This is a genomic window from Methanobrevibacter sp. (assembly GCF_045116495.1).
GTDB lineage: Archaea > Methanobacteriota > Methanobacteria > Methanobacteriales > Methanobacteriaceae > Methanocatella.
The window spans coordinates 1-11,211 of sequence record NZ_JBGULU010000079.1; the positions used below are offsets into that span (position 1 = coordinate 1).

11 protein-coding genes are annotated in these 11,211 nt (G+C 34.5%); 5 read left to right on the forward strand and 6 right to left on the reverse strand.

What is annotated here, in order from left to right; genetic code table 11:
• Positions 1–1,244: phenylalanine--tRNA ligase subunit alpha (locus ACJMLH_RS03955; protein WP_405274942.1), on the reverse strand; the 1,244-nt coding region annotated here is incomplete at its 3' end.
• 291 nt (positions 1,245–1,535) lie between these two features.
• Here ACJMLH_RS03955 and ACJMLH_RS03960 point away from each other — a divergent pair.
• Positions 1,536–1,856 (forward strand): hypothetical protein, encoded by a 321-nt coding sequence (locus tag ACJMLH_RS03960; RefSeq protein WP_405274944.1) that lies wholly within the window; start codon positions 1,536–1,538, stop codon positions 1,854–1,856.
• A 1-nt stretch (position 1,857) separates the two neighbouring features.
• The gene (locus ACJMLH_RS03965; RefSeq protein WP_405274946.1) at positions 1,858–2,235 is read left to right on the forward strand and encodes a DUF2283 domain-containing protein; all 378 of its coding nucleotides are present in this window, start codon (positions 1,858–1,860) and stop codon (positions 2,233–2,235) included.
• A 47-nt stretch (positions 2,236–2,282) separates the two neighbouring features.
• Here the strand turns inward: ACJMLH_RS03965 and ACJMLH_RS03970 are convergent, their stop codons facing one another.
• Positions 2,283–3,161, reverse strand: coding sequence for a triphosphoribosyl-dephospho-CoA synthase (locus ACJMLH_RS03970; RefSeq protein WP_405274948.1), 879 nt, complete (start codon positions 3,159–3,161; stop codon positions 2,283–2,285).
• A gap of 1 nt (position 3,162) precedes the next feature.
• The gene (hemB, locus tag ACJMLH_RS03975; protein WP_405274950.1) at positions 3,163–4,164 is read right to left on the reverse strand and encodes a porphobilinogen synthase; all 1,002 of its coding nucleotides are present in this window, start codon (positions 4,162–4,164) and stop codon (positions 3,163–3,165) included.
• A gap of 107 nt (positions 4,165–4,271) precedes the next feature.
• Between hemB and aroC the strand changes: the two genes are divergently transcribed.
• Positions 4,272–5,366 (forward strand): chorismate synthase, encoded by a 1,095-nt coding sequence (gene aroC / locus ACJMLH_RS03980; RefSeq protein ID WP_405274952.1) that lies wholly within the window; start codon positions 4,272–4,274, stop codon positions 5,364–5,366.
• Here aroC and ACJMLH_RS03985 read toward each other — a convergent pair.
• The gene (locus ACJMLH_RS03985) at positions 5,363–6,286 is read right to left on the reverse strand and encodes an MBL fold metallo-hydrolase (RefSeq protein ID WP_405274954.1); all 924 of its coding nucleotides are present in this window, start codon (positions 6,284–6,286) and stop codon (positions 5,363–5,365) included. The two genes, aroC and ACJMLH_RS03985, sit on opposite strands and share 4 nt — an antisense overlap.
• Positions 6,287–6,298: 12 nt before the next feature.
• Complete coding sequence (locus ACJMLH_RS03990; RefSeq protein WP_405274956.1) at positions 6,299–7,219, reverse strand: DUF2121 domain-containing protein; 921 nt, start codon at positions 7,217–7,219, stop codon at positions 6,299–6,301.
• Between the two features lie 333 nt (positions 7,220–7,552).
• Here ACJMLH_RS03990 and acs point away from each other — a divergent pair, with 333 nt between their 5' ends.
• Positions 7,553–9,649: an acetate--CoA ligase alpha subunit gene (acs, locus tag ACJMLH_RS03995; protein ID WP_405274958.1), complete on the forward strand. Its 2,097-nt coding sequence runs from the start codon at positions 7,553–7,555 to the stop codon at positions 9,647–9,649.
• Between the two features lie 58 nt (positions 9,650–9,707).
• Positions 9,708–10,043, forward strand: a complete 336-nt coding sequence (locus ACJMLH_RS04000; RefSeq protein ID WP_405274961.1) for a hypothetical protein — start codon at positions 9,708–9,710, stop codon at positions 10,041–10,043.
• Between the two features lie 34 nt (positions 10,044–10,077).
• On the opposite strand, the gene ACJMLH_RS04005 is transcribed toward ACJMLH_RS04000, so the two are convergent.
• A complete protein-coding gene (locus ACJMLH_RS04005; RefSeq protein WP_405274963.1) occupies positions 10,078–11,049 on the reverse strand; it encodes an ABC transporter substrate-binding protein in 972 nt (323 codons plus the stop codon).
• Between the last annotated feature and the right edge of the window lie 162 nt (positions 11,050–11,211).

The window sequence follows — 11,211 nt, forward strand, 5'->3', positions numbered from 1 at the left end:
TAAAACTCTTTTAAAGTACCTAAAAGGTTCTGATAGCTAATGCCCTCATCACAAACAAGACCTTCGACCTGATGGAACTCAGGCAAGTGCTTGTAATCGAAAGTTTCTCTTCTGAATACTCTTCCAACGGAAAACATTTTGATAGGAGGCTCATGTTCAAACAGATGTTTGGTGGATATTCCTGTCGTATGGGTTCTTAATACACTTTGGCGTGCAATATCTTCACTCCAATCATATTGCCAGCCTACAGAGCCTGTGTCAGCTCCTGTTTCATGGGTTTCTGCAGTGAGCTTTACCAAATCCATATCAGGCAAATCACAGGTTAAAGGATTTTTCAAATAGAAAGTGTCCTGCATTTCACGGGCTGCGTGGTCCTGCGGTTGGAAGAGTGAGTCAAAGTTCCAGAATGCGGATTCCACATATTCTCCCTTGTCTTCTGAAAAGCCCATGTTCAAAAAGATTTCCCTTATCTCATCAATGATTACCCTTAATGGATGTTTTTTACCTGCAAAAATAACCGGTGCCTCTGCATTAATATCGTAAGGACGGTATTCAAGGCTTTTCCATTCACCGTCTTTCAAGTGTTCATGGGTTAACTGAGTTGCTTGCTCTTTAATCTCAAAACCGTGTTTAAGTATTTCTTCACCTTTAGGCAATATTATAAAAGAATGTGAGGTTTCTTTTTTAACATTTAAAATATTTTTTCTTCCTGCAAGTTTTTTAACACCATTTACCAAATCATCAGTGAAAAGTTTAACACCATCAGCATTTGCCTTAAGATAATCCAAGGTTTCTTCATCAATATCCATTTTGGATGCAAAATTTTTACCGAAATCAGTAATATTGACTACACCTTTATCAATTTGAGCCCAGTTTTTACGGCGTAACCAACCGATAGCAATGTTTGTTTCCTTTTTGTCAACACCGGTTTCATCAGCCAGATCTTTCATATGAATATGTTCTTTTTTGGCCAGTGCATCCAAAATCCTACGTTCAGGAAGTCCTTTTTCAGCATATTCCCTTCCAGCATCTGTTAAAGAATAGATTTCTTCAACATCCTTGTGCATTTCAATAATGTCTTTTGATGCCAGAGAACCTGCCGCACTCATAACGGATTTAATGTCCATATCGGCATTTTCAGCAATCTCTTCAGGAGTTGCCTCAGGATTAGCTTCAAGTTCTTTTAAAAGTTTCTTTTCATATATATGTAATTCACTAATGGTTTTTTCAATATCCTCACTCATTTAAACACCATAATTTAAGATTAATAATAAAATAATATATGTTTTAAGTGATTTATAAAGATAATGTTAAATTTAAAAAAAAGTAATAAAATTAAAAAAATAATAAGAAATCTAAACAAATTTTGATATTAACCAACAACCATTTCATCATTTATTATTACAAATTATATAAAAAGTAATACTTATATAGTAGCAGAAACTATGTAATACCTGATATTACCCAAAATCATCCGCCATTTTTAAGGAATATTTTTTGATTAATATCTAAAAAATTAATTAAAAGTGAGATAATTGATAGATTACAATATTCAAGAAGCACAGGATATAATTCAAAACTATAATCCTACTTGGTTACAATTTGACAAACATATTTTCAAAAACTGGTTTGAAAGAGGATATACGCATCAATATGTTGCAAAGTGTCTTTTTGAAAAAATTCCACTAGGAATTAACAAAACAACTGAAAACCGTTTTAAATTGATATATCCCCATGAAAAAAATAAGAATATGGATTTATATATCATAATAGAGATAGATGATTATAGAAACATCACAGTTATAACCGCATATGCCTTTGATAAAAGAAGAAGAGAAAGAAATGTGGAGAGATAGAATGGCTAAAGAAAACTCATATGAAGTAGAGTACATGTATGATGAATCAGCAGACATACTCGGATTTAAAGTTACACGGGATTTCACATATCATGAAACAATTGAATTGGATGAAGGATTGCTGCTTGATTTTGATGAAGATAATGTACCCACAGCCCTTGAAATACATGATGCCTCTAAAAGATTAAATGTTCCAAAAAATAATTTAAACGAATTAATCTTTTTTAATATGAAAGTTATTGTCGATGCAAAATCCATCAGCATTAATGCAATTATTGGTGTTTTAATACATAACAAGGAAAATAAACACGAATTGGAATCATTTACCAGCAATCACTATAACATTCCCAATATAGAAACTAATTTAGTTACCATTTAAATCTTAAAAAAAGAAAAATAAGAAATCTAAACGATTTCTTGAAACATTTAATCAAAATTTGATTTCAAATAACTTACAAAAATAGATGCCGCAGTCAAATCAGCAGTAGTTCCTGGATTATATTTATTATTGAATAAATAGTCATCAAATTCTTCAAGTCTTTCGCCAAAATCATCAGCATCTTTTAAGTTAAGCAAATCCCTTGTCATCATTGATATTTTTAAAGCCTCATCTGAACCGTATTTTCTTGAAATCAATGTATCCGGAACCTGAGATAAAATTGTTAGAAATGTTAAAACACAAGCATCAGTTTTAGATTTTTCTTCTTTTAACCTGTGATATGTTGGATAGCCTATTTCAAAAACAGCCGGCATGTCTGAAGTCATTTCACGGGCAAGCATATCCCATGGAGCTGAGATTTTTAACACATCATACATTGTCTGGCCATTTTCTCTAAGTTCATTTTTGGCATTGTCACTGGCCACGTCGTATTCATCCTGATCTCCCATTCCGCCTGCATCTGCAATATTGATTGCATCATACAAATCGCATGCATCATCAACTGATGTGTTTGACATTAACAACTTAACATTTTCTCTTATATCATCAAATGAGTCACTGACAGCCGCTGCAACTGCAATCGGTGTTGTCATCATCACAATTCCCAGGTTGGTATTGTTTTTAATCCATCTGTCTGTTTCAGCTACAGCCTGCAGGATGTATTTACCCAGCTGAGGGTTTTCAACATCAACATCGCTGCATGCTTCACGAATGGTATCTCCAATTACAATACCGCTTATTATGAAGTCTTCAAACTCCATATCATCAAAATCACGGGTTCTGTGGACATTTCCTGGTTTTGGATATCCGCTTACCTCAAGTGCTGAGGCAATCTGCGCCATTTTTGCAATTTCATTTGCATCCATTTTATATCAACTCGTTTAAAAGTAAGTATGGTGCGAAGTTAGTGATAATTAAGTCTGCACCTGCCCTCTTGATTGAAAGCAGGGATTCGAGAATTGCACGCTCGGTTAAAAATCCTTTTTCAATTGCGGCCATTAGCATTGAATATTCTCCGCTCACATTATATGCCACTAACGGCAACATGAACTCATCCCTGACCATGCGAACAACATCCAGGTACGGAAGTGCAGGTTTGACCATCAAAAAGTCACATCCTTCAATAACATCAAGTTCACATTCCCTGATTGCTTCAACCGCATTTGCAGGATCCATCTGATAGGATTTTCTGTCCCCGGCATGTGGTGATGAGCATGCGGCTACCCTGAACGGTTCGTAAAATGCTGATGCATATTTGGCTGAATATGACATAATCATGACATTATAAAAACCGTTTTCATCCAAAGTTTCCCTAATAGCTTTGACTCTTCCATCCATCATGTCTGAAGGTGCTACAATATCCGCACCGGCCTGAGCATGGGACAGGGCTACTTTTGCAATGATTGGTAGAGATTCATCATTCAGTATCTCAATTCCATCATCAGTATCATCGTTTTCAACTATCATTCCACAATGTCCATGAGAAGTATACTGACATAAACAGACATCAGTAATTACAACAAGATTTGTTTCCTTTTTAAGTTTTCTTACAGCCTTTTGAACAATACCTGTTGCTGAGTAATCTGGAGTTGCTATTTCATCTTTTGTCTCTTCTTTTGGAATTCCAAAAACAATTATTGATTTCAATCCTTTAGCTTCTAATTGTTTTGCAAATTCAACACCGGCATCCAGGGAGTATCTGAATTCCCCTGGAAGAGATGAAATCTCTTCTTTTTCCATGTCTTTTAATTCTTCTTTAAAATAAATCGGATAAATTAAGTCTTTTTTATCCAATTTAGTTTCACGCACAATGTCTCTTATTTTCGCATTTTTTCTTAATCTTCTCATTCTTGTAGTTGGAAATTGCATGATTATCACTTGATTAAATATTTTGATTTAAAATTATTTAAAAATTTACTAAATAATAAATATTTAAAAAATAAATATTGTATCAATATACTAAAAAGAGGCTTAAAATGTCAAATTCAATTGGAGAAAAATTTCGCATAACAAGTTTTGGAGCAAGCCACGGAAAAGCCGTTGGAGCTATTGTTGATGGATGTCCTGCAAACCTAGAATTAAGTGCTGAAGACATTCAAAAAGAACTGGATAAAAGAAAACCTGGAACCAGCAGTGTTACAACTCCAAGAAAAGAAGCAGATGAAGTTCAAATCCTTTCAGGAATCTTTGAAGGAAAAACTGATGGAACACCTATTGCAGGAGTCATTTATAATAAAAATCAGCATTCAAAAGATTATTCCATGTTTAAAAATACTCCACGCCCATCCCACGGAGACTTCGGATGGATGATGAAATACGGAAACTATGACTATAACGGAGGAGGCCGTGGCAGCGGTAGAGTAACTATCGGCCATGTAATTGGTGGTGCAATAGCTAAAAAACTCTTAAAAACTGAAAATATTGAAATTATTTCCCATGTAGTTCAGATTGGAGATGTTAAAGCAGAGCCTCAAGACTTCAATTTAATTAAAGAAAATATTGAAAAAAATCCAGTCCGATGTGCTGATTTAGAAGCGGCAAAGGAAATGGAAGAACTGATTTTAAATAAAAAACAGGAAGGAGATTCTGTAGGTGGAATTGTAGAAACAATTGCTGTTGGAGTGCCACAAGGTCTTGGAGAACCTGTCTTTGAAAGGCTTGATGGGGATCTTGCAAGAATCCTAATGAATATCGGAGCGGTAAAAGGAGTTGAAATTGGCCTTGGATTTGATGTTGCAAACCATACCGGCTCTGAGATAAACGACGAATACCAAATCGAAAACGGCAATGTGACCACCAAAACAAATAACTCAGGCGGAATCATTGGCGGAATGAGCAATGGGATGCCAATCATTTCAAGAATTGCAGTTAAACCTACTCCATCGATTTCCAAATGTCAAGATTCAATCAATTTAGAAACAATGGAAAATAAAAAAATAGAAATTAAAGGAAGACATGATCCATGCATCTGCCCTAGAGTGACAGTTGTAGCCGAATCAAGTACTGCAATTGTTCTTGCAGACCATATGATTCGTTCAGGATTCATTCATCCTACAAATTTGAAACATTAACGTTTTTTCATGAATGAAACTTCATCAAACTCGTTATGCTTAAATGCCAATTGATAGGAGTTTTTTCTCTCATTATTGAACATTTTATGATTTGTGCTGTGACTTGGTGAGTCAACATCCTTTAGAGAAATTAATCTGAATCTCTTAGGATTGTTGTAATTCACATTAAAAGACAAACCATCAAAAGCAGCAATTGTCTTAACCCCAGTTTGTTTTGAAATCTTTTTGGCTTCAGTAACCGGATTGTTTGAAATCATTTTAAGACCCAAATGTGTCATTACTGCTACTTTCGGTTTAACTTCATTAATCAAATCAATGAAATTTCGAGAACACATGTGGCCATTGATTGTCCTGTTGCCTGGTCTTAAGACACTGGCTATTAATATGTCTGCACCCTTATGCTCTTTTGCCAGACCATCAAAATAACCTGTATCTGAAGTGTATGAAACTTTAAATCCCTTGTAATCTATTTGAAAACCACAGCCAGTAGGATCACCATGCTCTGTTTTAGTTCCCTTTATTTTTATATTATTCAATCTGCTTTCTTTTCCAGGCTCTAAAATGAGCTTATCTGATTGTGACTGATGGTATGATGAGATACATGGACCCCAACTTTCATAACCCTTTAAAACACTTTCACTACCAACAATAGTTCCAAAACGGCGAGTCATACCTCTTGTCATGGATTCTATGAGGATTTCAGCATCATTATAATGATCAGTGTGTGCATGAGTTACAAAAACTCCACTTAAATTGCGGGGATCAAAACCGAATTGATAAGTTCTAACCAATGCTCCTGGACCAGGGTCTATGTGATAATTTTTTCCACCCAAATTATCAATCCTGAATCCTCCGGTCATTCTTCGCTGTGAAATGGCAGAAAATCTTCCGCCACCACTACCTAAAAATGTCAGCTTCATTTAAACCCCAACTTATAAAGAACACAATATTATATCACAAGTGAGAGGTGACTTATTCTTTTTAAGGCATAAATTTTCATCTTCAATGACAACCTTATCCCCTATCTTTACATCAGTTGATTCTGTAAACATCAATACGTTTTGACCAGGGCCAGCCAGCTGTTTCCAATTTCCATCCATAGCTTGTGTTTTATCGTTTAATTGAACGTATAACATATTTCCATCAATAGAAACAACTTTACCAACATCACCTTTGTCAATAATCTTGTTTGCCATGTCAATTGCAATACTTTGTTGAACTAATTTCTCTGTTAAATCTTGTCTAAATTTAACCAATACCTTAATATCATTGTCAATAGTGAGATTCAGATGTTGTTGAGCTTGTGAGGGATTGAATTTAGGTTGTTGAATTAAAGTATCAAATTTATCACCGACAGTTGGTGTTTTGGAGGCAACTTCTGCTAAAATCTGTTCAAATACTTCGCCCATATATTTCAAGCTCTGGGAAGCTTTCCATTGCTTTTGTATGAGTGCCTGAGCTAATTTTTTAGCATAGTTGTTTCCGAATATGATTACTCCTTTTTCACCTGCCTTACGGGATTTCTGTTCGGAACCTAACAATTCAACTATCTGATAACCATTTGTTGTTCCGTAAATTCTTCTACGCTTGGTTTCAAAGGTTCCTTTGGTACTTACTTCTCCTCTTACAGTATTTCCAACTATTTTCAGTTTGTTTGCATCATCGGAAATCTTTATAGAAATACCTAATTCGCCTGCACGTTTTGAAAACTCTTCATCACTACTGATAATACCTTCATATAATTCTTTTTCTAATTGCGCTAAATTTTGTTTATCACCAAAATATCCTATCTTTCTTTTATCTCCAGTCATTACACATCCTTTCTTTCCAATGTAAGCAATAATTAAGCTCATAATATCCCCTAAATAAGATATTTTAAATTGCTAAAATATCAATAATTTATTAATTAAATATATTTATATTTATCATGTTTTAAATAGTTTAAGAAAAATAATTTTTTAAAAAAATTTCTTTTTTATATAAATAAGAATTAAACTTTTTTAAATTATACAAAAAAGAATTAACAAGTATTGAAATTATATAATAAGAAATTAGAGTGATGTTTAAACAATATATTTAAATATTTAATATAACATATATTATATCATTAGTAATTGTTAATTATTTATCATTATAAATGGATGATAATTCTAATACAATTATAAATCTAATAAGGAGAAAAACTTATGATAGATCTCAATAAAATGTTTAAACCTGAATCTGTGGCTGTTATTGGTGCTTCCAATACCCCTGGAAAAGTAGGATACATTATTGTTGACAACCTCATCAACGATGGGTTTGAAGGCGAAATCTATCCTGTAAATCCGAAAGGTGGAGAGATTTTAGGAAAACAAGCATACCCAAATATTAAAGACGTACCTGGAAAAGTAGATTTGGCAATAATTACAATTCCATCAGTATTCGTAAACACCGCAGTTAAAGAATGTGGTGAAGTCGGCGTTGAAAACATGGTAGTTATTACTGCCGGTTTTAAAGAAATTGGTGGAGAAGGAGCTAAGTTAGAAGCTGAATTGACCGCTCTTGGTGAAGAATATGGTATAAACATTATTGGACCAAACAGTTTAGGAATAACTGACTCACACACTCCATTAAACGGATCATTTTCACAAATGATGCCTCCAACAGGAAACATGGCATTCATTTCACAAAGTGGAGCTATGATGGTAGCTATCATCGATTGGAGCGTAACTTCAGGAATCGGATTCAGTAAAGTAATAAGTTTAGGAAACAAAGCTGGAGTAAGCGAAATTGAATTACTACAATACCTGGCAGAAGATGATGAAACAAATGTAATCATCTGTTATCTTGAATCAATTTCCGATGATGAAGACTTCGTAAGAACAATGAGGGAAACAGCACGTAAAAAACCTATCATTGTACTTAAATCAGGATCATCCTCAGCAGGTGCTGAAGCTGCATCATCACACACAGGAGCACTTGCAGGAAGTGACCTTGCATTTGATACCGCATTTAGACAATCCGGAATCATGCGTGTAGAAACCATGGCAGAATTATTCGACTTAGGTCTGGCATTCTCCAAAGCACCTCTCCCAAGAGGCGACAATGTGGCAATCATTACCAATGCAGGTGGTGGAGGAGTTCTTACCGTTGACGCAATGGAAAAAGCAGGACTTCAACTTGTACAGTTTGACGAAGAAACCACTGCAAGATTAAAAGAATGCGTAACCGAAGAAGGTAGTGCTAAAAACCCAATCGATGTACTGGGTGATGCACCTGTAAGCAGATACAAAGAATCATTAGAAATCGTCTTAAGCCAAGATGAAGTTGACAGTTTAATCATTATGGTTTGTCCAACCGCATCAGCAGACCCTGACGGAATTGCAAATGCTATTTTAGAAGAAAGAAAAGAATTCGACAAACCTATTATTGTTGTTAACATGGGTGGACCATCCTTTGAAGCTGCAAATGAAGCTTTAAGAGACAATGGAGTGCCAACCTATGTATTCCCAGAAACTGCAGTAACCGCACTTGAAGCAATGACAAGATATGCAAGATTAGAAAGCAGAGAATATGATGATGTCATTGAAAAAATCGATGATGTGGATAAAGATGCAGTACAGGCAATATTTGATAAAGTAAAAGCTGACGGCAGAGACACATTACTCGGTAGTGAAGCATATGCGGTAGCTGAAGCCTATGGAATTTCAGCAGCACCAATCAAATTATCAACCAGTGCTGATGAAGCAGCAAGTCTTGCTGAAGAAATGGAATTCCCAGTTGTTCTCAAAATCGCATCAGATAAAATTTTACACAAATCAGACATCGGTGGTGTAAAAGTAGGAATCAGCAGTGCTGAAGAAGCAAAAGCAACATTTGATGAAATCATTGCAAATGCCAAAGCAGCACATCCAGATATTGTTCCTGACGGTGTGGAAGTCCAAAAAATGATGGATTCCGGAGAAGAAGTCATTGTTGGAATGATTAGAGACAAACAATTCGGCCCAATGATTGCATTCGGTATGGGTGGAATCTATGTAAACCTCATCGAAGATGTTTCATTCAACCTTGCAAAAGGAATGAGCTCTCAAGAAATTGAAGAACAAATTGAATCAACCAAAGTATCCAAATTACTTGCAGGATACAGAGGTGAAGCACCTTGCGATGTAGAGGAAGTTAAAGAAGCTATTAAAAGAGTAGCTAGATTAACATTAGACTTCCCAGAAATATCCGAGCTTGACATTAACCCTATCTTCGTTTACGAAGAAGGATCAAGTGCACTCGATATTAAAATTAAATTATAATTTCTCATCTGAGAAATTACTCTCTTTTTTTATTTTTAAGAATTCTCACGTGATAAATATGAATGGTGAGCCTGATTTTGAACTATATACCATTTCTCTAATAAGACTCAATACCGCCTTTGAAAAACTTGAGTCCGATAAAAAAGAAGCATTGGAAATGATTAAAAAAAGCAGTGATGATTTTGAAGATCTCTACAAGGACATCCTAAATGACTTGGAAAAAGACGAAATACTTATTGGGGATTATTACTCATTTTTTGAAAACGGAAAAACAGTATTTCCAATGTATATTGAAGCATTAACCGAACTGGATGTAAATGATGAAAGTGTTGACAGCTTGATTAATTCATTTTCTAATTTAAATAAGATTGCACAGGCGTTTGATAGAAATTAGTCTAAAAAAAGAAAAAAATAAAAGCATAGTTAAACTATGCTTCCCAGTATAAGTCTTTTTGGTCTACTGTTTTGTTTAAAATACCGATATCCACTTCAAGTTTTTGGAATGCGTCTACATCCGCTTTGAAACTATTATCAATTCCTGAAATGAATGGGAAACTTTCTAATGATTTAGCTTCTAAATCAGGATTGGATACTATATCTTTAGGTAATAATTTAACTACTTCGCTAGCATTACCATTTTTAACATTATCATTGATGAATTTAGTTGCATTTTCATGAATTGCAATAATGTCTTTTACAGTATCGTTATGGTTTTTGATAAAGTCATCGGATGCGACAACAACACAACATGGGTGGTTTGGTAACATACCTGATGAATTTTCCAGAACAATGTTTCCACTATCATTAGCTGCAATGGATACATAAGGTTGGAAAGTGATAATTCCATCAATTTGTTTTGTTTTTAAAGCATCATTCATTGAAGGCACTTTCATTGCTGAAACGTTTAAGTCATCAGTTGATAAGTTATTTTGTTTCAAGTAGTATGAAAGCAATACATATTGAATTGAAGCTTCACCAGGAGTTGCAATGGATTTGCCTTTTAAATCAGCTGCAGAAGTAATTCCGGATTCATCAGTTACAACAATTCCACTACCTTCAGTTTGAGCGGATGAAACAACTTTTACAGGAACACCTTTTGCAACAGATGATAAAACTGGTGCGATTCCTACATATCCAACATCGACTTCACCACTAGCCATAGCGGTCATTAAATCTCCACCGTTGTTGAATTGTACAAGTTCAGTAGTAATGTTTTTTTCAGCATATTTACCCTGAGCGTCAGCAACGAATAATGCTGCATCATGGTCAGATGGCAAATATCCTATTTTTACAGTGTCGTCTCCTCCCCCTAAAAAGTCAAAGAGACCTGCACTGGCTGAACCCATTACTAAAAATGCAGCAAGTGCTAACACTAAAACAAAAGTTATCTTTTTATTCATTTTATATTCACCGTTAATTAATTTAAATTAATTACAATTATTAATATTAGAAATATACTATAAATACATTACATAATAATTAACAATTGTTATATTTTGAATCCCTGTTATAAGCTATTCTAATAAACATATTTAAAGTTATCTAAAAATATTTCAATCATC

Excerpts from the sequence above, each read along its gene's own strand:
- ACJMLH_RS03965 (WP_405274946.1), top strand. The coding sequence starts at position 1,858 with ATGGCTAAAGAAAACTCATATGAAGTAGAGTACATGTATGATGAATCA.
- ACJMLH_RS03970 (WP_405274948.1), bottom strand. The coding sequence starts at position 3,161 with ATGGATGCAAATGAAATTGCAAAAATGGCGCAGATTGCCTCAGCACTT.
- hemB (WP_405274950.1), bottom strand. The coding sequence starts at position 4,164 with ATGCAATTTCCAACTACAAGAATGAGAAGATTAAGAAAAAATGCGAAA.
- aroC (WP_405274952.1), top strand. The coding sequence starts at position 4,272 with ATGTCAAATTCAATTGGAGAAAAATTTCGCATAACAAGTTTTGGAGCA.
- ACJMLH_RS03985 (WP_405274954.1), bottom strand. The coding sequence starts at position 6,286 with ATGAAGCTGACATTTTTAGGTAGTGGTGGCGGAAGATTTTCTGCCATT.
- ACJMLH_RS03990 (WP_405274956.1), bottom strand. The coding sequence starts at position 7,219 with ATGAGCTTAATTATTGCTTACATTGGAAAGAAAGGATGTGTAATGACT.
- acs (WP_405274958.1), top strand. The coding sequence starts at position 7,553 with ATGATAGATCTCAATAAAATGTTTAAACCTGAATCTGTGGCTGTTATT.
- ACJMLH_RS04000 (WP_405274961.1), top strand. The coding sequence starts at position 9,708 with ATGAATGGTGAGCCTGATTTTGAACTATATACCATTTCTCTAATAAGA.
- ACJMLH_RS04005 (WP_405274963.1), bottom strand. The coding sequence starts at position 11,049 with ATGAATAAAAAGATAACTTTTGTTTTAGTGTTAGCACTTGCTGCATTT.